Source organism: Glaesserella parasuis, from assembly GCF_002015085.1.
Classification (GTDB): Bacteria; Pseudomonadota; Gammaproteobacteria; order Enterobacterales; family Pasteurellaceae; genus Glaesserella; species Glaesserella parasuis.
In genome coordinates this window covers 1-24,594 of record NZ_MUXW01000017.1, presented here as the reverse complement: position 1 = coordinate 24,594, position 24,594 = coordinate 1, and the positions used below count along the sequence as shown (strand labels likewise).

Annotated in this window: 18 protein-coding genes, 1 pseudogene and 1 other annotated feature; of the genes and pseudogenes, 9 read left to right on the top strand and 10 right to left on the bottom strand. The window is 42.7% G+C overall.

The genetic code is table 11. The features are described 5' to 3' along the window. The first annotated feature begins 9 nt into the window (after positions 1–9). The 4 genes from tgt to B0183_RS05670 all read left to right on the top strand — a co-directional run bounded on the left by tgt (position 10) and on the right by B0183_RS05670 (position 3,349). On the top strand, positions 10–1,167 hold the full coding sequence (tgt, locus tag B0183_RS05685; RefSeq protein ID WP_021110656.1) for a tRNA guanosine(34) transglycosylase Tgt: 1,158 nt from the start codon (positions 10–12) through the stop codon (positions 1,165–1,167). 119 nt (positions 1,168–1,286) lie between these two features. Beyond that, a complete protein-coding gene (locus B0183_RS05680) occupies positions 1,287–1,967 on the top strand; it encodes a cytolethal distending toxin subunit A/C (protein WP_005714937.1) in 681 nt (226 codons plus the stop codon). A gap of 8 nt (positions 1,968–1,975) precedes the next feature. Further along, entirely contained in the window at positions 1,976–2,809 is an 834-nt protein-coding gene (locus tag B0183_RS05675; RefSeq protein ID WP_078208485.1) for a cytolethal distending toxin subunit B family protein, read from the top strand. Positions 2,810–2,818: 9 nt separating this feature from the next. Next, positions 2,819–3,349 (top strand): RICIN domain-containing protein, encoded by a 531-nt coding sequence (locus B0183_RS05670; protein ID WP_078208484.1) that lies wholly within the window; start codon positions 2,819–2,821, stop codon positions 3,347–3,349. A 252-nt stretch (positions 3,350–3,601) separates the two neighbouring features. Here B0183_RS05670 and B0183_RS05665 read toward each other — a convergent pair whose 3' ends face one another. The 9 genes from B0183_RS05665 to B0183_RS05625 all read right to left on the bottom strand — a co-directional run bounded on the left by B0183_RS05665 (position 3,602) and on the right by B0183_RS05625 (position 14,353). Then, positions 3,602–4,330 carry a hypothetical protein gene (locus B0183_RS05665; RefSeq protein WP_021109469.1) on the bottom strand — a complete coding sequence of 243 codons (729 nt, stop codon included), beginning with the start codon at positions 4,328–4,330 and terminating at the stop codon, positions 3,602–3,604. Positions 4,331–4,337: 7 nt separating this feature from the next. Beyond that, positions 4,338–5,030 carry a tRNA (adenosine(37)-N6)-threonylcarbamoyltransferase complex dimerization subunit type 1 TsaB gene (gene tsaB, locus B0183_RS05660; protein ID WP_021113910.1) on the bottom strand — a complete coding sequence of 231 codons (693 nt, stop codon included), beginning with the start codon at positions 5,028–5,030 and terminating at the stop codon, positions 4,338–4,340. Positions 5,031–5,092: 62 nt separating this feature from the next. Next, on the bottom strand, positions 5,093–6,184 hold the full coding sequence (aroG, locus tag B0183_RS05655) for a 3-deoxy-7-phosphoheptulonate synthase AroG (protein ID WP_412459326.1): 1,092 nt from the start codon (positions 6,182–6,184) through the stop codon (positions 5,093–5,095). Between the two features lie 83 nt (positions 6,185–6,267). Then, positions 6,268–8,868 (bottom strand): DNA translocase FtsK, encoded by a 2,601-nt coding sequence (locus B0183_RS05650; protein ID WP_078208483.1) that lies wholly within the window; start codon positions 8,866–8,868, stop codon positions 6,268–6,270. A gap of 9 nt (positions 8,869–8,877) precedes the next feature. Next, positions 8,878–9,360 (bottom strand): leucine-responsive transcriptional regulator Lrp, encoded by a 483-nt coding sequence (gene lrp, locus B0183_RS05645; protein ID WP_021110650.1) that lies wholly within the window; start codon positions 9,358–9,360, stop codon positions 8,878–8,880. Between the two features lie 112 nt (positions 9,361–9,472). Next, the gene (gene queF / locus B0183_RS05640; protein WP_078208482.1) at positions 9,473–10,312 is read right to left on the bottom strand and encodes an NADPH-dependent 7-cyano-7-deazaguanine reductase QueF; all 840 of its coding nucleotides are present in this window, start codon (positions 10,310–10,312) and stop codon (positions 9,473–9,475) included. 16 nt (positions 10,313–10,328) lie between these two features. Next, positions 10,329–13,187, bottom strand: a complete 2,859-nt coding sequence (glnE, locus tag B0183_RS05635) for a bifunctional [glutamate--ammonia ligase]-adenylyl-L-tyrosine phosphorylase/[glutamate--ammonia-ligase] adenylyltransferase (protein WP_078208481.1) — start codon at positions 13,185–13,187, stop codon at positions 10,329–10,331. A gap of 161 nt (positions 13,188–13,348) precedes the next feature. Beyond that, complete coding sequence (locus B0183_RS05630) at positions 13,349–13,786, bottom strand: PNPOx family protein (RefSeq protein WP_035524284.1); 438 nt, start codon at positions 13,784–13,786, stop codon at positions 13,349–13,351. Next, positions 13,787–14,353: a UbiX family flavin prenyltransferase gene (locus B0183_RS05625; protein ID WP_021113906.1), complete on the bottom strand. Its 567-nt coding sequence runs from the start codon at positions 14,351–14,353 to the stop codon at positions 13,787–13,789. Between the two features lie 238 nt (positions 14,354–14,591). Here B0183_RS05625 and ttcA point away from each other — a divergent pair, with 238 nt between their 5' ends. The 3 genes from ttcA to xthA all read left to right on the top strand — a co-directional run bounded on the left by ttcA (position 14,592) and on the right by xthA (position 18,149). Continuing rightward, positions 14,592–15,542, top strand: coding sequence for a tRNA 2-thiocytidine(32) synthetase TtcA (gene ttcA, locus B0183_RS05620; RefSeq protein WP_021115908.1), 951 nt, complete (start codon positions 14,592–14,594; stop codon positions 15,540–15,542). Between the two features lie 115 nt (positions 15,543–15,657). Beyond that, positions 15,658–15,793, top strand: a sequence feature (His leader region). Between the two features lie 58 nt (positions 15,794–15,851). Further along, positions 15,852–17,228, top strand: a complete 1,377-nt coding sequence (locus B0183_RS05615) for a Na+/H+ antiporter family protein (RefSeq protein ID WP_021112249.1) — start codon at positions 15,852–15,854, stop codon at positions 17,226–17,228. Positions 17,229–17,345: 117 nt separating this feature from the next. Further along, on the top strand, positions 17,346–18,149 hold the full coding sequence (xthA, locus tag B0183_RS05610; RefSeq protein WP_078208480.1) for an exodeoxyribonuclease III: 804 nt from the start codon (positions 17,346–17,348) through the stop codon (positions 18,147–18,149). Between the two features lie 602 nt (positions 18,150–18,751). Here the strand turns inward: xthA and B0183_RS05605 are convergent. Next, on the bottom strand, positions 18,752–19,090 hold the full coding sequence (locus B0183_RS05605; RefSeq protein ID WP_234802036.1) for a hypothetical protein: 339 nt from the start codon (positions 19,088–19,090) through the stop codon (positions 18,752–18,754). Here B0183_RS05605 and B0183_RS05600 point away from each other — a divergent pair. Both B0183_RS05600 and B0183_RS12925 read left to right on the top strand, forming a co-directional pair. Then, positions 19,091–19,258 (top strand): annotated as a pseudogene (locus B0183_RS05600) (cation transporter dimerization domain-containing protein); the annotation flags it as partial. A gap of 349 nt (positions 19,259–19,607) precedes the next feature. After that, the gene (locus tag B0183_RS12925; RefSeq protein WP_078208479.1) at positions 19,608–24,587 is read left to right on the top strand and encodes an ESPR-type extended signal peptide-containing protein; all 4,980 of its coding nucleotides are present in this window, start codon (positions 19,608–19,610) and stop codon (positions 24,585–24,587) included. Positions 24,588–24,594 lie beyond the last annotated feature (7 nt).

Genomic DNA, 24,594 nt, shown 5'->3' with positions numbered 1-24,594 from the left:
GGAACAAAAATGAAATACGAACTAAAAAAAACAAACGGCAACGCTCGTCGTGGTCGATTAACTTTTTCTCGTCCAAAGGGCGAATATCACGTTGAAACCCCTGCATTTATGCCTGTGGGGACTTACGGCACGGTTAAAGGAATGACCCCTGAAGAAGTGGCGCAAACAGGCGCGCAAATTCTGCTTGGCAACACTTTCCATCTATGGTTACGCCCAGGGCAAGAGATTATGCGTCAGCACGGCGATTTACACGATTTTATGCAATGGCACGGTCCAATTCTTACGGACTCTGGCGGTTTCCAAGTCTTTAGTTTAGGCAAATTACGCAAAATCAAAGAAGAAGGCGTTTATTTCCAAAACCCAATTAGTGGTGAAAAAGTCTTTTTATCCCCAGAAAAATCTATGGAAATTCAGCACGATCTCGGCTCGGATATTGTGATGATTTTCGATGAATGTACCCCATACCCAGCGACCTTTGACTATGCAAAACAGTCAATGGAAATGTCGCTACGTTGGGCAAAACGCAGTCGTGATCGCTTTGACGAATTACAAAACCCAAATGCGTTATTCGGCATTATTCAAGGGGGCGTTTATGAAGAATTGCGTAAAGTTTCCGTAGAAAAACTGGTTGAAATCGGCTTTGATGGCTATGCGGTGGGCGGTTTAGCCGTTGGCGAACCGAAAGAAGATATGCACCGCATTTTAGAATATGTTTGCCCACAAATCCCTGCGGATAAACCACGCTACTTAATGGGCGTAGGCAAACCTGAAGATCTGGTGGAAGGTGTTCGCCGTGGGATCGATATGTTCGACTGTGTAATGCCAACTCGCAACGCTCGCAACGGACACTTATTCGTCACCAACGGTATTGTCAAAATCCGCAATGCGAAATATCGCAATGACATCTCACCGCTTGATCCTGAATGTGATTGCTACACCTGTAAAAACTACACCAAAGCCTACCTATATCACCTTGATAAATGCGGTGAAATTTTAGGGGCAAGATTAAACACCATTCACAATTTACGTTATTACCAACGTTTAATGGCAGAAATCCGCCAAGCGATTGATGAAGATCGCTTTGATGATTTTGTTGTCGAATTTTATCAACGTATCGGCAAGGAAGTTCCACCGTTACAATTAGCCAAAGAGGGTGAAAATGCTTAATTAATTTGACAAACACAATAGTAAATTGCTGTTTAAACTTGCAGAGTTACGTTGTAAATTTTCTTGATCAAAGTAAACATTGACTATAGATTTTCTCAAATTATCACAAGGAGATATAAATGAGAAAGCTCACATATCTAACTTCACTTGCTATTTTTACAAGTGCTTTACTTGGTTGCAGTTGTAGTTGTGAAAAAACGCAAAAACCACAGGAAGAGAAAAAGGATGATCAAGCGTTGTTTGAGGAAACGCTAAACCCTACGCCCCCTTTACCAACAAGTCTGTTAAAACTGCCTGGCCCACCAACGGTCAATTTGTTAGCAACCAGTCCATCAAATACTGCCGAATTTAACGACTTTATCAGCATTATGGGACAAAATGGGGCGGTGATTACGATGTGGTCTGTTGATCGTCGTAGCTGGCTTTGGATGTATCCGCCGCTTAATTCTCAAGATTTTGGCAAATTGCGTAATTGGCGAATTGAGCGGAGCTTCCGTCAAGAACATTTTCGTTTTACTAATCAGCAGATGGGATCTTGTATGCAGGCTTATGGAAATGGTGTGATTCAAGATAGCTGTGATCCAAATAATTTAGATCAAGATTTTGAGTTACTGCCAACCTCGACAGGATCGGTGTTCATTAAAAGTGTTTCCCAGCAGCGTTGCTTAACTTACAATGCGGTGAGTACCACTGGCTATTTTACGCTGACTTTGGATCGTTGTGATGATAAACGTATTACACCGTTACACGATCAAACGTTCTATCTCACACCACCATTACTTAGTGCTAATCCATTATAGGAGGAAAAATGACGTTATTTAATCGAGCTATAGCATTAGTATGTTGTTTACTTCCTCAAATTGTCTTGGCAAATTTGGAAAACTATACGGTTGCAACGTGGAACTTGCAAGGTTCTTCTGCGATTAATGAAAGTAAATGGAACATCAATGTTCGTCAGCTTTTGACGGGGCCTCAAGCGGCAGGTATTTTAATGGTTCAAGAAGCTGGCTCATTGCCATCTACCGCCGTTCATACACGCCGAATGGTTCAGCCCGAGGGGGTTGGCTTTCCAATTGATGAATATGTGTGGAACTTAGGGACAAGAAGTCGTCCAAATAATGTTTATATCTATTACTCTCGCTTAGATGTCGGGGCAAATCGAGTTAATCTTGCGATTATTGCTCGTCGTATGGCAAGCGAAGTATATGTGATTAACTCTGGTTCTAGTGTATTAACCTCTCGTCCAGCCATAGGCATTCGTATTGATAATGATGCTTTCTTTAGTATTCATGCTCTTTCATCTGGAGGAGCAGATTCACTAAGTTTGATTCAAAATATTCATACGTTCTTTAATACTGAGGAAAGACGACATATCAATTGGATGGCAGTAGGAGATTTCAACCGAGCACCTGGTCGTATGCAAGAGGCTTTAGATTCTGAACCACAGCTTCGCAATACAACATTAATTGTTGCACCAACGGAACCTACCCATCGTTCTGGCAATGTATTGGATTATGCAGTATTACACAATGCGAATCAAACCACACAAAATACAACGGTCAGTGCCAGCATTATGTTTAATCAGATGAGATCGCAGATTACCTCTGATCATTTCCCAGTCAGCTTTGTGAAAAAACGTTAAGGGGGAACTATGTTAAAGCGTTTTACTTTATTGATGACATTAGGACTATGCCAGTTTTCCCTTGCAGAAACACCACCGATGCCACCTGCACCTACGCCAACACCATCAACTTATCCTGATGTTGTTGAAATAAAGCCCCCTATTATCTCTTTACGCAGTTTAAATACGGGTGAGCCTGTATCTAATCGTAGCTACGATCGGAATGATCCAAAAGAGGTGCAGTGGCGACTTGTTGATGTTATTGTTAAAAATCGTCGGTTCGTACAATTTAAAGTATTTGATAAAGAAGATCGTTGCTTGGTTGGAGATGGTGGTACTTTACCCTGTGGACAAACAGACACTTTATTTAGGTTAGTCCCAACCGATACGGGGGCATTTATTCTGACAGACCCCAATACGGGAAAATGTTTAACCAGCGAGAATTATGGCAGTTATGGTTTTCAAAACTGCTTGCGAACTTCTTCAGCAGAACCTAGCAATATTCCGTTAAAACATCTTTGGATCATTGCTCCGCCTTTTGGGCCTAGTAGGTTATTATAACATTACAATTTTTAGGGGCTAAATTGATTTCCATTCCAAATGATGTAAGATGTTGTTTATACAAGATTTTTTTAAATAAAAGGCATAGTTTTCACGAAATTAGCAACCATTTTGTCTACTATGCCAAATAAAAAGGGTTGCTAATGTTTAAAGAAAACAAACATTAGCAACAAACTTGTCTACTATGCCTTTGTAAAATTAGTCCATCAACATTTTAAATTTACTGCCCCTATTCTTTGATGTACAAGTACATTATTTAGATGTAGATACCTTCACTACTTTTATATGAAATAACGAATTAGGTGATAATTTATAAATATAAAAATTATCATTATTTGCATGTATCTCATTAGCTAAAATAAAAGTATCGCTATATTTTGCCAATATATAATAGGTTTTATGATCAATATCTATTATATCAAAAGTATTTTTAAAATTAGGACGAATATAACCCGTTATAAAAGCAAACATTACAAAACAGCAATATGTACAGATAATTATATACACCTGATTTTTATATAAAAATTGCATAGTTGCTTTAACAGAAATACTTGGAATATTATGATTTATATAGTTCTTAAATATTAAAGTAAATAATAATATCAATAATAAATAACCTAATCCGACATAAGTGTTACATCTTCCTATTGAAGCAATATAGCCAAATAGAAGAGGACTTAGCCCTATGCAAATCAAAATATATGCTCGTAAAAATTGAATATACGGTTCTGGCATATATTTCTTAGCTTTTATTAGAATATATAATCCAATTAAATAAGTAAGAAATAAAATAGCCGTATTCCAAAGCACATATCCTAAACTTCTAGCAACATTACTAATTCCCACATCAACATACCACCAAGGGAAACCATAAAAGTATGACTGCCCCCAACCATAGGCATAAGCAACCGACCACCCAGTTACCCCCAAAAAAGCCATTGAAATAGAAGAAGAAATAAATTTATTCGCAATTTTCAACATAATATACCTACAACTTATGCGGCAACTTTTGCCAAGTCACTTCATTTCTCAAATAAACAGGTTCAATATCAAACGCCGACTGTACTTTTCCTTGTACAACCTTCTCAATTGCCAAAGATAACATATATTTTGCTGATGGTAAGGTAATCTCCGTTACTTTGACAGCGAGGTTAGCCTGCTCAAATTGTGGATAGGCTGCCCAGCCTGTTCCTACAATAACCGTATTTTGGGTAGGTTGCATTTGAGCAATTGCTTTTTCTGGCGAACAGACTTGCTCTACAACCTGAGTTTGCCAGCCCTGTTCTGTTCGTTCAAATTGTGCAAAATAGACCTCATTCATTCGAGCATCTATTAATGCAATCACACTGTTAGCATTCAAGGTTTGATAAGCCTCTTCCGCCATTGTCAGTAAATTAGATACTGGTACAACAGGTAATTCGGCACCAAGAGCTAACCCCTGAGCGATCCCAACGCCAACACGCACACCCGTAAAACTCCCAGGGCCTCTTCCGAAAGCGAGAACATCAATCTGTTGCACAGAAATCCCCGCTTGTGTCAGCAATTCATCTACCATCGGCAGAATGCGTTGAGTATGGGTTCTTAGACTTAATTCATCAATAAATGTGGTTTTACCTTGATGTAACAAAGCCACTGAGCAGGCTTCAGTGGCAGTATCTAGTGCTAAAATAGTTTTGTTCATAATGTCATATAAAGAAAATAATGTTGAACTCGCTTGAAAAAAGCGAGACGACATAATACCAATTATTTGCCTAATTGACGGCGTTTTGCTACCGCATCAGCAAGTTGGAATAGCACTTTTTCACTGTCCTCCCAGCCAATACAGCCATCGGTAATGCTCTGTCCGTAAACCAATTCTTTACCTTCAACTAAATCTTGGCGACCTTCAACAAGGTGACTTTCGATCATTACCCCTGAAATAAGGTGTGAGCCGTTCGCAATTTGTTGTGCCACATCATTGCATACATCTAATTGACGTTTGAACTGTTTTTGGCTATTTGCGTGGCTGAAATCAATCATAACATGCGGACGGCGACCAGATTTTTCGATATCCACACACACATTTGCAATAGAGTCCGCATCATAATTTGTGCCATTATCACCGCCACGCAAAATAATGTGACAATCTGGATTACCCGCCGTTGAAACAATCGCGGAATGCCCGAACTTAGTTACGGATAAAAAGTGGTGAGGGGCTTCTGCTGCGCCAATCGCATCTAAGGCAATCTTCACGCCACCATTTGTTCCATTTTTAAAGCCTACAGCACAAGATAAGCCAGATGCAAGTTCACGGTGAACTTGTGATTCGGTTGTTCTTGCACCAATCGCTCCCCAGCTCATAAAGTCTGCAACATATTGCGGGGTGATCATATCTAAAAATTCCCCTGCAGCTGGTACGGTTAAATCATTAATATCCGATAACACTTTACGAGCGATACGTAAGCCGTCATTTAACGCAAAAGTTTCGTTTAGGTAAGGATCGTTAATAAGCCCTTTCCAACCCACAGTGGTGCGTGGTTTTTCAAAATAGACGCGCATAATTACTTCAAGATGTTGATTAATATGCGGATTTGCACGCATTTCTTGAATTTTTTTCGCATATGCTAATGCGGCTTTCGGGTCGTGAATAGAACAAGGCCCGATCACCACTAACAAGCGGTCATCTGCTCCGTGTAAAATACGATGAACTGCTTCACGAGCGGTTGCGACTGTTTCCGCTGCAACATCACTTGCGGGAAAACGCTCTAATAGTGCCACTGGTGGTAACAGTTCTTCAATATGGTTAATACGAACATCATCATTTTTATACATTGTGTTGCCCACTTTATTGCTCATTGCTATAAATCCTTATGTTATATAATTGTTATTCTTTCTAAAGTAAAAGAATACCATAGGTTTGTCAAATACTCCAAACACCTTTATCTCGCCAGCACTTCTCGCTTGCCTCGACTATCTGGAGCAGAAATAATCCCCTGCTCTTCTAGTTGATCAATAATTCTCGCTGCACGGTTAAAGCCCAGTGAGAAGCGACGTTGTACGCCACTAATTGAGGTTGCCCCACCGTCAATCATAAATTGAGCGATTTCGTCAAACAGTGGATCTAACTCGCCGCTTGTACGCTCTGAACTTTCGCCATTTTCATCGCCTTCTGGTGCTACCACAATGCTTTCAATATATTCTGGTTTGCCTCTTGCACGCCAGTTATCCGCCACACGCTGAACATCTTCATCGGTCATAAATGCCCCGTGAACACGGATCATTTCAGGGCTACCTGCCCCAGAATATAGCATATCCCCTCGCCCTAATAGAGATTCTGCTCCGCCTTTATCCAAAATGGTTCGAGAGTCAATTTGGCTTGCCACCGTAAATGCAATACGGCTTGGGATATTTGCTTTGATCACCCCAGTAATCACATCAGTTGATGGACGTTGTGTCGCTAAAATTAAGTGAATACCGACCGCTCGTGCTTTTTGGGCAATTCGCATAATGTGATCTTCCACTTGTTTACCTGCCGACATCATTAGATCCGCAAACTCATCGACAATTAACACAATGTAGCTTAATTTTTCTAATGGTGGTGGCAAACTATCCATTGTATCGCCAGGTCGCCACAACGGATTTGGAATAGGTAAATCCATTGCTGCCGCTTGATCGATTTTCGCATTAAAGCCCTCAATGTTTCGGACATTTAAACTGCTCACCAGTAGGTAACGGCGTTCCATCTCCTCCACCGCCCAACGCAACGCATTTTCGGCTTTTTTCATATCCGTTACCACTGGGGTAAGTAAATGCGGAATATCGTTGTAAATCGACAGCTCAACGACTTTCGGGTCGATCATAATAAAACGAACTTGTTCAGGCGACAGCTTGAATAACAGGCTTAAAATCATCGTATTTACCCCGACCGATTTTCCGCCCCCCGTCTGCCCTGCGACCAGTAAATGTGGCATTTTTGCCATATCGACCACAATCGGTTTACCGCTAATGTCTTTCCCTAATGCCATCGGCAATGTCGCTTTCGTATGGCGAAACTCATTGCTATCCAACACATCTCGCAACCAAACCGTTTCACGTTGGCGGTTAGGGGTTTCAATACCCATATAAGGTTTGCCAGGGACAACGTCTGTAATACGAATGGCTTCAAAAATCAGCGAACGTGCAAGATCTGAAGCTAAATTCGTAATCTTCGCTGCTTTCACACCTGCTGCTGGTTTGATTTCATAGCGTGTTACCACAGGACCGACCAATACATCTTCCACCGTTGCCCTCACCCCAAAGTTCGCTAATTCACGCTCAATTCGAGCTGAGGTATCTCGAATTTCTTGCTCCGTAATTTGCTGTTCTTCTGATTTTACTATCGTCAATAAATCAATCGTCGGCAACGGCGTGGTTGGCTTTTCGACCTTTCTCTTAGTTTGTAACAACGGGTGAATAAGGCTATCGCCATAGCCTTTCGGATAAGTTACGCCCTTCTTTTCAGGCTGTGCCTCTGCTGTTGCTACTTTAGGTTCAAATAGCGGTAGGTTTTCTTGTAAAAATTGCGGAGTTGATTGTGCTTCTTCAAACGGCTCTACTGTAGGCTCTGCCGCCACTTCCACCACAGGGTTTAAACGCACCTTTGGCATTACCGGCTCAGTAACGTTTGGCATAATCACTGTTTCTTCCGGCGACTCAAAGGAAGTTGATACAGAAGGGACAGAAACATCAAACTCTGGAACAGTAATGCTTGGCAATGAACTTGGGTTCTCCACTTTAAATTTTGTTACATCAGTCAATTCAACTTCAGTTGCTACGTCTTCCTCTTGAACGGTTTTTAAGCCAGTAATATGCGGACGGGTAAACTGGGAAACATCTGTATATTGTGGTGTTTCGTCACTTTCACTCTCATTTTCAGCGACTGGCTCCTCCTCATTTTTCTCTGTTTGAACAGCCTCGCCAGCATTTAATGTACTCGGCTTATCTTCCGTTTTTCCATCCACGATCCAATGATACAAGCGGTTAAATAGTTGCAACAAAATCTGTCCTGAACAAAAATAGAAACCAACCGCCGTTAATAGCATTGCAACGAGCAACAATACCATTTGAGAATTGAGCCAAGACGCTAACATTCCACCAATAAAGCCACCCGAAAGATAGTAAGGGGAATTTTCAAACAATACGCTCGACAAACCCGCCAGCCCGACTAAAAATAAGAAAAAGCTCCCTAGCCAAAGCCCAATTTTCGCCCAGTTTAGATCGTCAGCTAACCGTAAAATCAATACATAAATCGACGTAAATGCCAGCCCAAAAGGAACAAATACCGCAACTTTACCAAACATCGCAAAGAGCAAATCAATTAAATACGCCCCCAATGCCCCTGTTTTATTTAATGTTTCGTGGGTAATAGAACTTGCCGTACTCCAAGCATTATCCAATGGACTATAACTTGCCCACGCCGTGATCATATAAATCCCAAAACACGCCGAAAGCAACAACATTAATCTAATCAGGTTCTCTTTCCCTTTTAAACGATCAATCACAGCTAATCCTTATTTCAAAAGTAGATAGTTAGTTTGCTTCACTTCTTCCATCACCACATAGGTACGAGTGTCGTTCACCCCTGGTAAACGCAACAAGGTTGTTCCCAATAATTTACGATACGCCTCCATATCAGCCACACGAGTTTTAAGCAAATAGTCAAAATCCCCTGATACCAAATGGCACTCTTGAATTTCATCAAGTTGTTGTACCGCCCGATTAAATTCCTCAAAGACATCAGGTTTACCACGAACAAGAGTAATTTCTACAATCACGAGCAAAGGGGCTTCTAATAATTCTGGATTAAGTAAAGCACGATACCCCATTATGACATTCTGTTTTTCTAAACGTTTCACACGCTCTAAACAAGGCGTTGGCGAAAGCCCAACACGTTTAGAGAGTTCAATGTTTGAAATTTTGCCATTACGTTGTAATTCATTGAGGATTTTTAAATCAATAGCATCTAAGGCTTTTGTTAGTTTTTTATTTTCCATTTGAAGACCTTTCTAGCGGATTGTTCTAAAAACTCCATTCTATCACTTCTTTTTAGAGGGACTAAGGCTATTTGCAAAAAACAATAATTACAGCAATCATCATCTACATACATTATTGTCTCACCATTCTTAAATTTTCTGGTATTCCTTCAAAATTTGAGCGAAAAGGATTAATATCTAGCCCTCCACGACGCGTATAACGAGCATATACAGTCAACTTTTGAGGCTGAGCAAATTCCATTAAATCACAAAAAATTCGTTCAACACATTGTTCATGAAATTCGTTATGTTCTCTGAACGAAACTAAATAACGCAGCAGTTTCTCTTTATCTAATTGCTTCCCTACATAACAAATTTGAATACTTCCCCAATCTGGTTGAGAAGTAATCAAACAATTAGATTTCAATAAATGACTTACTAATCTCTCTTCTACAATTTCCCCATTTGCAATACCTTGTAAGGACTCTCTTGTAAAATCATAACGATTAATACAGATGTTTTGATTATCTATACATTCTCCATTAAACTCAGAAATTGATCGCATAGCAAAATCAGATAATTTATAAATTTGCACTGTGACATCTCCTTGGGCACATTTACTTAAATCAGACTGAATACGTCTTTGTACATCTTCTCTTGAAGGAAAACGCATTTGATTAAAACTATTCAAATAAAGTTTAAAACTTTTTGACTCAATTATATTTGAACTACTACTATCAATAATAACATCTGCAATTGCTACTTGGGGCACTCCATTTTGATTAAGCCATGAAAGTTCATAGAGAGTCCAAATATCTGCTCCTACCGTAAAAGGTTGCTGTTTAACAATACCTAAACTCTCTCTATTTAAATAACGAGGTACCGCTTGTAACAAACTAGGATCATAAGTACTTTTATACTCTGTTTTTTTTCCAAGTTTTAACATGGAAAGACATTCATTATTGTAATTCATTTTAAATCCCTCACTCTTACATCAAAAATCGTTGCCAACAAGTTGCTACATACTGACGTTCATCAATAAATTCGCTGGCATCAACAATACTCTCTTTATTCAATAAATTTAAACGATGAACTTGATCGCGTAAACCCGTATAACACCCTTTCAAGCGTTCACCTTCATCTGCAGTTAAAATACCACAAGCCACTGCGCTGTCAAAAATACGAACATTGTCCGACCAATCCGCCATTTGTGGATATTGATGGGCATAGTTTAACACAAGATACTGAGCAATAAATTCAATATCTGTAATCCCACCTTGATCGGTTTTTAAATAGAACTGCCCTGCGGTAGTTTTGCTCAGATGGTGATACATTTTTTCTCGCATATTGCGAATATCTTCTCGTAACGAACCGCTTGAACGCTCTTGGCTTAAAGTTTCTCGCCGAATTTGCTCAAATTTTTGTCGAAGTTCCGCAGTGCCATATACTGCACGAGTTCGCACAAGGGCTTGACTTTCCCACGTCCACGCCTCGTGTTTCTGATAGTGGTTGTAAGCATTAAAGGTACTCACCAACAATCCAGCTTCTCCAGAGGGTCGCAGTCGCATATCCACTTCATAAAGCACGCCAGCACTGGTATTCAAGTTAAAAATACCGTTAATTTTTTGGGCTAACTTAAGATAAAACTGATGGCTTGAAATAGATTTTTTTCCGCCAACTGTTTCGCTCTGTTCAGGGGCATTATGTAAAAACACCAGATCCAAATCTGAATTATAACCAAGCTCAATTCCCCCTAACTTGCCATAAGCAATCACCACAAAATCTTTCTCGCCGTTTTGTAAATGTTCAGGCTCACCAAACCGCTGTGCCACTTGTCGCCACGCTAAATTCACCACTTCCCCGATAATAGCTTCTGCCAGATAGGTTAGGTGATCGCTGATTTTCATCACGGGCAATACCCCCAAAATATCTGCCCCTGCAATACGCAATAAATGGCTCTGTTTAAACTGGCGTAACCCGTCAATCAATGCTTCTTCGTCGTCCTCTGGGATACGCAACAAATACTCTCGCAAGGCTTGAGGATAAGTCTCAAGCGGTAAGATCGTCATTAAACTTTGCTGAAAAATAAACTCATCAAGCAACATCGGATAACGTGCAATTTGCTCTGCTAACATTATTGATTGCCCGCACAGTTGCAACAGTTGAGGCAAAATCTGCTCTTTTTCTAACAACAATTCAAGGTAAGTGGTACGCAAGGTGATTTTATCTACGATCTTCAAAATGCGTGGCAATAACAGTAAGTAATCCGCCTCGTGAAAAATCTGATCCAACACTTTCGGCATCAGCTTCTGTAGCACCTCTCGCCCTCTTACTCCAATCGGGCGTTTCACCCACTCTTGTAGAGTGGTTATAAGCTGTTGGTAGATCTCCCTATGAGCTTGAGTTGCTACAGGATAGGTCGCAAGAACAGTAGCTAAATCCTCTTGGGTAAGTTGTACATTTAAAATATCTCGCCATTCGGCAAATTTTGGGTTTTCCTCACCGCTTTCCTCACTGCCGTCCTCACCAATCAATTCATTAAAAATCGCTCGAACATTCTGCTGGTGTTGATATAGTTGCAATAAAAAGCTTTCCCAATCCATTGCCCCATTTGCAACCGCCAACCTTGCCCGATCCACTTCATTTGTCGGCAAGGTTTGTGTCTGTTGATCATTAATTGCCTGCAACACATTTTCTGTGTGTCGCAAAAATAGATACGCCTCACGCAAATTATTTACCTGTGTTTCGCTCAACAAATTCAACTGAGCCAACGGTGGCAACACTGCCAACAAACTTCGTTGCTGTAAAATTTTATCTCGCCCCCCTCGCATCATCTGAAAGGTTTGCACAATAAATTCCACCTCACGAATACCGCCAGCCCCCAGCTTAATGTTATCTACCAGCTCTCGCCGTAACACCTCACGACTAATTTTCTGCTTCATCTCTCGCAACGACTGGATCGCACTAAAATCCAAATAACGACGATAGACAAAAGGGCGCAACATCTGCTTCAAATACTTATGGTTAATGTTCGTCAGATCTTCGCCTAAAATTTTCGCCTTAATCATCGCATAGCGTTCCCAATCACGCCCCTGCTCTTGATAATAATCCTCCATCGCCGTAAAACTCAGCACCAAAGCACCGCTATCCCCAAAAGGACGCAGTCGCATATCTGTCCGATAGACAAAGCCATCAAGGGTAATTTCGTCTAACGCACGGATCAACCGCTGTCCTAAACGAGTGAAAAACTTACTGTTTTCCATCGGCTTCCTACCGCCTACCGTTTCCCCAACATCAGGATAGGTAAAAATCAGATCGATATCCGACGAAAAATTCAGCTCTCGCCCCCCCAGTTTACCCATACCCAAAATCAGCAATTCTTGCTTTTCCCCAAGCTCATTCATCGGCCTGCCATATTCGCCACACATCTGCTCAAACAGCCAATCCCTCGCCCCCAAAATCAAGGCTTCAGCTAAATCCGACAACCGCTCAAACACCTGCTGGGTCGAAGCTCGCTGATTAGATTGAATAAAACTCAAAGTTGCCATTTCACGATGACGAAAACGGCGTAGCTCACGCTGTAATTCTTCTTCATTTTTCACCGTAGAAATCACCGCTTGCAACCGCTCTGCATAACGTTCACCATCCTGAATTTTAGGCGATTTTTCCAACCAAGAGGTCAATAATTCAGGTTGTTTTTGCAACTGTTGAGCCACGAAATCCGACATTGCAATAGCTTTGATAAGCGGTGGGATTTGGGGAGAATGTTGCAGATGTTCGGGAATTTGATGTAACGTTATTAACGTATTCAATTTCGTTTCAGCTTGAGCAAAAAGAAAATTAAACATAAGAGGATCTCAAAGTTAGGTGGTTTGGGGTTATTGTACGGGGAAAACAGGCTAGTAACAAAGATATCATAAAAGTGAAATACATAAACCTTATCCCAAATATATTAAAGTTAAGACATACATTTATTCTTCATTATTTTTTAATTCACATGCTTTCATTGTTAAAAGAGCTTTTTCCAATCACTCTTTTTCGCAAACGCCACTCTATTTTCCGTATGTTTAATGCGGGTAAAAACAATTTCCCACACATCACTGCTCATCAATTTTGCAAGCTGGTGCTTTTTCCAATAAATTTGCAATGCGGTTTGTTTTTCTTGCTCATTTTCAAGACAACGAGCAACGGCTTGAAATTGAATGCCTTCAATTTCTCGAATATTATCAGGTTGTCCTGCAATGGTGCCTGCAATATTGGGGTTAGCCAACATCAATTTGCCGTGTTCGGTCGTTTGCTTTGACAGCACGATCAAGCGGTGAGATTTTTCATCAAATGCGTAAAAGCAACTGGCTGACCAAAGCTGATTTTGATGATGGCACGCAAGGCTCACAACGTGATTTTTCAAGATAAATTGCACAATGTGCGTAGGAATTGGATTATTCATCTACTTTCCTGTCCAGCGTGGAATATCAATTTCAAGATCAAACATATCTAACGCACGAGCGACGCTATGGGTCACAATTTCATCGACGGTTTTAGGCTGATGATAAAGTGCTGGCACAGGCGGAAAAATAATGCCCCCCATTTCTGTGACTTTACGCATATTATCCAAATGGGTTAAGTGCAACGGCGTTTCTCTCACCATTAACACCAATTTACGTCGTTCTTTTAACACCACATCGGCGGCACGAGCCAATAAATTATCGCTAAAACCGTGAGCAACTGATGCTAGGGTTCGCATTGAGCAAGGGGCGATAAGCATTCCAATAGTCTTAAATGAACCGCTTGAAATAGAAGCGCCTAAATTGTGGATAGGGTGAACCACATCGGCAAGGGATAGTAGCTGTTCTTCGCTGATGTTGGTTTCATATTGGCGAGTGAGTTCCGCCCCTTTTGAAATCACCAAATGGGTTTCGATATTGTCTAGCGGTTTAAGCAATTCAAGGGCTTTGTAGCCATATTGAAAGCCACTTGCACCGCTAATGCCGATAATAATGCGTTTGTTGGACATAGGTTATCCTTTATATTCTTCCCCCGTTTACGGGGGAAGTCCCCGAGCTTGCGAGGGGGATGGGGGCAGATCAGGAATATTGCCCCCATCGGTTTCACATTGCTCAACCACTTCCCCCATAAATGGGGGAAGAGTTTTATTAATGAATATCACTGAATAATATCAGAAAAACTTGAAAAAAATAGCAAACTGGTTACTATGTGCCGCTTTATTTTGTTTAATCCGAATTTGTTAAATTATGCACCAAGACCCTGTTCAAGACACGCAAAAAGAGAAAAAAATTGCCTATAACTTCAATAAATTGCAAAAACGCTTACGCCGAAATGTAGGCAATGCGATTGCAGATTTTAATATGATTGAAGATGGTGACAAAGTAATGGTTTGTCTATCGGGCGGAAAAGATAGCTATACTTTGCTTGATATTCTGCTCAATCTAAGGCTCAACGCCCCTATTCATTTCGACATTGTGGCAGTGAATTTAGATCAAAAACAGCCAGGCTTCCCAGAACACGTTTTGCCTGAGTATCTTGAGAGTATCGGCGTAGAGTATAAAATTGTCGAAGAAAACACCTACGGCATTGTGAAAGAGAAAATTCCTGAAGGGAAAACAACTTGCTCGCTCTGTTCTCGCTTGCGTCGAGGGATTTTATATCGTACCGCCACAGAACTAGGTGCAACCAAAATTGCTTTGGGACATCATCGTGATGATATGCTTGAAACGCTGTTTTTAAATATGTTCTATGGTGGCAAACTCAAATCTATGCCACCAAAGCTAATTAGCGATGATGGTAAACAGATAGTGATCCGACCGCTTGCGTACTGCAAAGAGAAAGACATCGAAAAATATGCCGTGGCAAAACAGTTCCCGATCATTCCGTGTAACTTATGTGGTTCCCAGCCGAATTTACAGCGACAAGTTGTGAAAGAGATGTTGCAGACTTGGGATCGTCAATATCCAGGGCGTATTGAAACGATGTTTAGTGCCTTGCAGAATGTTGCTCCATCACATCTATGCGATCCAAATCTCTTTGATTTTAAAGGAATTAAACGTGGTCAGCTAATTGACGGCATTGAAGGCGATATTGCCTTTGATAAAGCAGAAATTCCGTCTGTGCCTGTTGTACAAGATGAAGATGATACAGCAGATTATGCCGAAAGCGGTTTAATTCAGATTAAAGCGGTGAGTTAGTCGAAAAAATTTTCAAAAAAGTAAAATAAACGTTTGCTTTTCATTTTTTTCTAGGATATATTTCGACACATTCAATTTTGGAGCTACTTATGAACATTATCTCGAACATTCGTCACCATCATCACCATTTACCTGAATAATCTTTCGGGCATTTGGCTTGTTCGGAAGAAACTTCCGAGCGGTGCAAAATGAGAGTAGATCTAAAAACCAATTTCCACCCCTTCGGAAGATGATTTCGAAGGGGTTCTTTTTTATCTCGTAGAATTGAATAATAGATTTATTTTTTTATTACATTAAGAGGAAAACACAATGTTATTATCAAACGATGTGGTCATCTCGATTATCGTGTTACTCGCATTAAGTTTATTGCGAATTAACGTTGTAATTGCGTTGATTATTGCCGCCTTAACTTGCGGTATTTTAGGTAATTCTGGCAACGGAATGGCATTAGGTGAGGCTTTAACGACAACCGTAAAAAGTTTCACTGGTGGTTTAGGCGGTGGTGCTGAAACTGCAATGAACTATGCAGTATTAGGTGCTTTTGCTGTCGCTTTATCAAAATCAGGTGTTACCGATTTACTGGCATATAAAATCATTAAAGCCTTTGGCAAACGTCCATCTGGTCGTTCACTGTTTTGGTTTAAATATGCGGTACTCTTTACGTTAGTTGCCTTCGCAATGGCATCACAAAACGTTATTCCAGTTCACATTGCGTTTATCCCAATCGTTGTTCCACCATTACTTAGCGTAATGAACCAACTTAAAATTGACCGTCGTGCAGTCGCTTGTGCATTAACCTTTGGTTTAACGGCAACTTATATGTTAATTCCAGCAGGTTTCGGTCAAATCTTTATCGAAAATATCTTGGTAAAAAATATCAACCAAGCAGGGCAACCATTTAACCTAGTGACCAACACTGCAGAAGTTACTCAAGCAATGGCAATTCCTGTGGCGGGTATGATCGTGGGCTTATTATTAGCGTTCTTTGTAACCTACCGCAAACCACGCGTATATGTGGAAGATCGCCCAGAGCCAACGGCAGATGATATTGAAGCTCGTGTAGCAAATGTGAAATCATTCCACATCGGCGTGAGTATCGCAGCAATTGTTACTACCTGTTTTGTTCAGTTATCAACAAACTCAACGGTATTAGGTGGCTTAGTCGGTTTGATTATCTTTGCCGTTGGCGGTGTGTTCAAACTTAAACAAAGCAACGATATTTTCCAAGATGGCTTACGTTTAATGGCGATGATCGGCTTTGTAATGATTGCTGCTTCAGGTTATGCAAGCGTTGTAAACTCAACAGGCGGTGTTCCTGAATTAGTAGAAGGCTTAAAAGGAAGCATTGATAGCAAAGGAATGGCAGCGTTCTTAATGTTGTTAGTAGGTTTACTTATCACTATGGGGATCGGCTCTTCATTCTCAACAGTGCCAATTATTACATCAATCTATGTGCCATTGTGTCTTTCATTCGGTTTCTCACCGCTTGCAACAGTATCAATCGTAGGTGTTGCAGCAGCATTAGGTGATGCAGGTTCACCAGCTTCTGACTCAACCTTAGGACCAACATCAGGCTTAAATGCAGACGGTAAACACGATCACATTTGGGATTCTGTTGTTCCAACCTTTATCCACTACAATATCCCATTATTAGTGTTTGGTTGGGTTGCAGCAATGATTTTATAAGAAATCTCCCTAGCCCCCCTTTTTCAAAGGGGGGAATTTTGTTTTAATTTGAATTATTTTCTCTCATTAAGTCTCCCTTTTGAAAAAGGAGGGATTTAGGGGGATTTAAAGGACAATATGAAATTTATCTCTTTTAATATCAATGGCTTGCGAGCAAGACCCCACCAGCTTGAAGCACTGATTGAAAAACATCAGCCCGATGTGATCGGCTTACAAGAAATCAAAGTGGCAGATGAAGATTTCCCTTACGAGCTAGTCAATCATCTTGGTTATCACATTTTTCATCACGGACAAAAAGGGCATTATGGCGTTGCACTTTTAACCAAAAAACAACCGCTTGCAGTGCGTAAAGGTTTCCCAACGGACAACTCAGATGCACAAAAGCGTATGATCATGGCGGATCTTGCAACCCCGTTCGGAACGCTGACCGTCTTAAACGGTTATTTCCCACAAGGCGAAAACCGTAGCCACGAAACCAAATTCCCTGCTAAAGAAAAATTTTATGCGGATTTACAACGTTATTTAGAAACAGAACTCAAGCCTGAAAACCCGATTATCATTATGGGCGATATGAACATCAGCCCAACAGATTTAGACATCGGGATTGGCGAAGTGAACCGCAAACGCTGGTTGCGTGATGGCAAATGTTCATTTCTACCTGAAGAAAGAGAATGGCTAGGACGTTTACATGGATACGGTTTAGTCGATACTTTCCGAGCAATGAACCCAACGGCAGAAGGCAAATTCTCGTGGTTTGACTATCGCTCTAAAGGTTTTGATGATAACCGTGGTTTACGCATTGACTTAGTACTTGCTTCAAACTCTTTGGCTGAACGCTGTGTCGAAACAGGCATTGACTTAGAAATTCGAGCAATGGACAAACCTTCTGACCACGCACCTGTGTGGGCAGTATTTAAGTAGTTGCTCAATAAGTTGCTTGCCTTCTTTAGATTATTGACAATGTAGCTTGTAGATACCCTGTCAATAATCTAAAACCACTTTTAATGGTGTTTTTTAACGTAGTTATGATTGTGTTAAAACGTAAAAAATAATATTAGAGTATCCTCCACTCGATCATATAAAAATCACTTAATCCATTGATTTAAATGAGATTTTTTCACAAAAAATTTAATTTACCGACATTTTTACCGTCAATAAAACAATCTACATCAAATTAATACATTTAATAATATCATTGCAAAAATGTGACCTACCTCACAAAATAAGGCACAGCGCCAAAGCTGGACGTTTTGAAACAAACATTCATGCGAAAAAATGGCGATTAACCTGTGAAGATGGTGCATTTTAGGAGTTTACCAATCTGTACAACTTTGTCCGCAACTATCCAGAGTTGTTTAATCCATCTAATGTTAAATGGAAACGTCAAGGCGGGAAACGTGGCACTGGTGGCGAATATTGCAATGTCACCGCAGGATTGCTGAATGTAGCCAGCGGTAAAACCAAAAGCTGGAAAGGTTGGCACATATCAACAATAGAGCCCGCCTAAGCGGGCTTTTTAACAACTACGCCTGATCGTTTTTGATTTTTCCGCCATCAAGCAAATATGGATTTACATAACCATAATAAATTTCTGGCACAAAATCTTCGGGCTGTCGTTTGACTAACTCATATAATGCCCATTCATACGGGACCTGGTCCCAGTTTGGCACCGCCTGAATAGTAAAGGTATTAATCGACAACGCATCTTTGCCCGTCTCTTTTTTGTCTTTTGAGACATAAGACGAGATAGTGACAATTGTGGAGCTGTTGATATAATCCACATTTAGCCCTCTTTCCGCCACGCCAAGCACACGATAGCGTTGTGTGCTGACTAACGGGGTATGTAACGCCCAAGTATCCATATTCAGCTACATTTAGAATTGGACGATCATCTGCCTTTGGTTATCGCACACGATATTACCGACAGCCTAGAACAGAAAATACTGGCAGTCTTTCCTCATTCGGAAGTGATTATCCACCAAGAGCCAACGACGATTGTAAAACAGGAAAATGGATTGAAAAGTGGCTAAATCATCAAGACGATTCTTTAACATCCTATCCACCGTCCGTTGCATTTGGGATTAGACGACAATGTTAAGTAGGCTATGTGATAATGATTAAATAGCAGCCTGTTCAAGAGACAATGCGGTGTAAAATATCCCATCTAAATCACCGCTTTCATCAGATTTCCCGCCTATTATTTCTAACTTTTTTAATAATTGACAATAAAAGTTGAAAAATGCTTGTTATTTTATTCTTTATTTTATGTAAATATTGTTTTTTTTTACAATGGAGTGGGGGCATCTGTGCACCCTGAAAATGTAAATAAAAGTTTATGATGCTTTATTAGAAAAAGCGTTAGAGAAGAAGATTATTATTATGAATAAAATATTTAGAGTTATTTGGAATCATGCTCAACAGGCTTGGGTTGTTGTATCTGAATTAGTAAAATCTCATACCAAAACATCCACTTACACGGATAAAAGAGCTCAACTATGCACCTCACATTATTTTTTAGATAAACAGCAAGATAAATTTAAATTAAGTTTTTTAAGTCTAGTATTACTAGGTATATTTTTTAGTCCAGTAGGTTCAGCAGCATGGCTTCAAAATGATTCTAGTCAAGGGTATCTAGGAAGTGACGGTGGTTCTATTGGTATTGGTGAAGGTAGTAAGGTTGGGCCTGGTTCTATTGTCATCGGTCAGTACGCAAAAGCTGAAGGTAGGACTGCTATTGCGATAGGTTATATGGCACATGCAGGAGATGTACTGTATGGTATTGCGATAGGGTCTAATAGTAGGTCTAGTGGTTATTCTATTACTCTTGGTAGTAACACGAAAGCTGCTGGGCCAGATTCCGTTGCGATAGGTAATTCTGCGCAAATAGAAGGGATAGACTCTGTTGTTATTGGTGCCCATATCAATGTGACAGGTGAGAAATTAGTGGCAATTGGACGCGAAGCAAGTGCTGGAAATTATTCTACTGCCTTCGGTTATAAAGCCTCTGCCAATGGTATAGGCTCTGTTGCTGTGGGTGAACAGGCAAATACCAACCAAGCAAGGAGAGCAACCGCACTTGGTAACAATTCAATTGTTCTTGTTGGTGGTGGCGTGGCGTTAGGTTATGGTTCGAGAGCAGAAACGTTTGGGGGTATAGATGGAGCGAGACAACCCCATTCTGTAATAACAGATGCAAGTAGTGTTAGCAATGGTTTTAAATCAACAGAACGTGTTGGTGACAGTCCTGAGGGTCATCCTAAAGGTTCTAATGACTTTCTTATCGGTGCAGTTTCTGTGGGTAATAATAAAATCAAACGCCAAATCGTCAACGTTGCGGCAGGTAAAGAATTAACTGATGCAGTAAACGTGGCGCAGCTTAAATCGCTCACAATGAAAATTGGTGGAGATTCCAACACTGAACAACCTAAAGTTGGTTTATGGGAAGGTACGCTCAACGTAAAAGGCGAAAATGGTCTTACTTCCGTCGCTAGCGGCGATACGATTACGGTTAAATTAACCGACGATATTAAACGAAAAATTGATAATGCCGCTGAACCAGGTACGTTTCACTTTAAAAATGATGGCAAATTGTCAATGGGGAATCCAGGAGTTGCAACTGTTGAGACTGTAGTCAATGCTGTAAATGATGCAGGCTGGAAACTGAATGTCACTCAGAGAGACGGTGGTCAAGGTACTTCTATTTATTTTGATCCATATCTTATCAAAATGGGTGAGACTGTAACCTTTATCGCCGGAAATAATATTAAATTAGAACAAAGGAACGGAAATATTACGATTTCTACGCTTGGTAAGTTAATTAAAAACACGGAAACCTTAGCGGGTGGCGGTTTGAAAATTACTTATACTGATGATTCATCCAATATTATTACCAACGGTAGAGATGGTGCACCAGGTCCTGCGGGTCCTAGAGGTGAACGAGGAGAACGAGGACCACAAGGTGATCCAGGTCCGACAGGTCCTGCGGGTCCAGTTGGTCCTACGGGTGCAAGAGGTCCAGCAGGTGAAGCAGGTCCAGCAGGTCCAAGGGGAGAGCAGGGTGAACCAGGTCCTAGAGGTGAACGAGGAGAACAAGGACTAACGGGTCCAGCAGGACCACAAGGTGTACCAGGTCCAGTAGGTCCTGCGGGTGCAGTGGGTCCAGCAGGTCCACAAGGTGCTAAGGGTGAACCAGGTCCTGCGGGAGAGCGCGGTCCTGCGGGAGAGCGCGGTCCTGCGGGTGCAACAGGTCCTGCGGGTGCAACAGGTCCAAGGGGAGAGCGTGGTGAACCAGGTCCTAAAGGTGAACGAGGAGAACAAGGACTAACGGGTCCAACAGGACCACAAGGTGCACCAGGTCCAGCAGGTCCAGCAGGTCCTGCGGGAGAGCGCGGTCCTGCGGGTGCAACAGGTCCGATGGGTCCTAGAGGTGAAAAGGGTCTTAAAGGTGACAAAGGTGAACAGGGTGATCGAGGACCAACAGGTGAAGCGGGTCCGAAAGGTGAAGCAGGTCCAGCAGGTGCTAAGGGTGATCAAGGTCCACCGGGAGAGCGAGGTCCTGCGGGTGCAACAGGTCCTGCGGGTGCAACAGGTCCGATGGGTCCAGCAGGTCCTCGGGGCCCTGCTGGTGCACCAGGTCCTGCGGGAGAGCGCGGTCCTGCAGGTGAGCAAGGTCCAGCAGGACCTAGGGGTCCTAAAGGTGATCCAGGTCAGAAAGGGGATGCTGGTCTGCAAGGTCCGAAAGGGGATGCTGGTCTGCAAGGTCCGAAAGGGGATGCTGGTCCTCCGGGTCCAGTAGGTCCAGCAGGTCCTACGGGCCCAGCAGGTCCTGCGGGTGCAGCAGGTCCTAGAGGTGAAAAGGGTGAACCAGGTTCTAGAGGTGAAAAGGGTGAACCAGGTCCTGCAGGTGCTAAGGGTGAGCGAGGAGAAACAGGTGAGCGCGGTCCTGTGGGTGCAACAGGTCCGATGGGTCCAGCAGGTCCTCGGGGCCCTGCTGGTGAACCAGGTCCTAGAGGTGAACGAGGAGAACAAGGACTACAAGGTGCAACAGGTCCAGCAGGTCCTGCGGGTCCAGCAGGGGCTCCAGGAGTAGCTGGTCCTAAGGGCGATAGAGGTGAAGCTGGTCCGAAAGGTGAAGCAGGTCCAGCAGGTCCTCGGGGTGAGCGAGGAGAAACAGGAGCACCAGGTCCAATGGGTCCACAAGGACCGGAAGGGAAAGCGGGTCCAGAGGGTCCAAGAGGACCACAAGGTGAAATAGGACAAACAGGTCCAGAAGGACCTAAGGGTCCTAAAGGTGATCCAGGTCAGAAAGGGGATGCTGGTCCTGCGGGTCCAGCAGGTCCTGCGGGTGCAGCAGGTCCTAGAGGTGAAAAGGGTGAACCAGGTCCTGCAGGTGAGCAAGGTCCAGCAGGCCCTAGAGGTGAAAAGGGTCTTAAAGGTGACAAAGGTGAACAGGGTGATCGAGGACCAACAGGTGAAGCTGGTCCGAAAGGTGAAGCAGGTCCAGCAGGTCCTCGGGGTGAGCGAGGAGAAACAGGAGCACCAGGTCCAATGGGTCCACAAGGACCGGAAGGGAAAGCGGGTCCAGAGGGTCCAAGAGGACCACAAGGTGAAATAGGACAAACAGGTCCAGAAGGACCTAAGGGTCCTAAAGGTGATCCAGGTCAGAAAGGGGATGCTGGTCCTAGAGGTGAAACTGGTCCAGCAGGTCCTAGAGGTGACAAAGGTGAACAGGGTGATCGAGGAGAAACAGGACCACAAGGTGCACCAGGTCCAATGGGTCCACAAGGACCGCAAGGGACAGCGGGTCTAACAGGACCTAAGGGTGATAAAGGTGATCCGGGACCAAAAGGTGAAACTGGTCCTGCGGGCCCAGCAGGTCCTAAAGGAGATCAAGGTCTAGTTGGTCCGCAAGGTCCGACAGGTCCTAGAGGTGAACGAGGAGAACAAGGACCAGAGGGTCCTAAAGGTGAACCAGGTCCGAAAGGGGATATTGGTCTGCCAGGTCCGATGGGTCCTGCGGGTGCAACAGGTGAGCGCGGTCCGAAAGGGGATACTGGTCTAAGAGGAGAGACAGGTCCTGCGGGTCCAACAGGTCCTCGGGGTGAACAAGGTCCTGCAGGTGCTAGGGGTGAGCGAGGAGAAACAGGACCACAAGGTGTACCAGGTCCAATGGGTCCTGCGGGTCCGACAGGTCCTACTGGTGCTAGGGGAGAAAAAGGCGACACTGGCCCTGCGGGTCCAGCAGGGGCTCAGGGTGAACAAGGTCCTAGAGGTGAACAAGGGACTCCAGGAGTAGCTGGTCCTAAGGGCGATAGAGGTGAAGTTGGTCCAATGGGTCCACAAGGTCCTGCTGGTGCTAAGGGTGAACCAGGTCCTATAGGTCCAGCAGGACCTAAGGGTGATAAAGGTGAACAGGGTGAACAAGGACCAAGAGGTGAAGCTGGTCCAGCAGGTCCTCAGGGCCCTGCTGGTGCAACAGGACCTAAGGGTGATAAAGGTGATGCGGGACCACAAGGTGAAACTGGTCCAGCAGGTCCGATGGGTCCTGCTGGTGCTAAGGGTGAACCAGGTCCTATAGGTCCAGCAGGACCTAAGGGTGATAAAGGTGAACAGGGTGAACAAGGACCAAGAGGTGAAGCTGGTCCAGCAGGTCCTCAGGGCCCTGCTGGTGCAACAGGTCCTGAGGGTCCAGTTGGTCCGACAGGTCCTGCGGGTCCAACAGGTCCGAAAGGCGATACAGGCCCAGAAGGTCCTAAAGGAGAGCAAGGTTTAACGGGTCAGACTGGTCCGCAAGGTCCAGTGGGTCCACAAGGAGCGCAAGGGGTTGAAGCGGGTAAAAATGTGAAAGTGACTTCACAAACGGGTGCAAATGATCAGAATATTTACAAGGTGAGCGTGTCTGGAGATTTAAGCGACATTACTTCAATTAGTAATGGCGATACGAAAGTATCTTTAGGTAAAGATGAGCAAGGAAATCCAGTTGTAAATATGAATGGTGCCAGAATTACCAACATTGGAGATGGTAGTACTGAGGGCGATGTTGTGAATGTTCGTCAGCTCAACACAGTGGTTTCTTCGATGAATGCTGGATTTAATCAATTGTCGAAAGATATTGGTCGTGTTGATGTCAATGCAAGAGCAGGTATTGCATCTGCTGGGGCAATGGCGAATTTACCTCAAGTAAATTTACCAGGTAAAAGTGCGATTTCCGTTTCTGGTGCACAATATCGTGGACAAGCAGCTTATGCAATTGGCTACTCAAAAATTTCTGATAATGGCAAATGGGTTATTCGAGCGTCTGTTAGCAGTAATACTCAGCGGGATACTATGATTGGAGGAGGGGTAAGTTTTGTGTGGTAATCTAGCA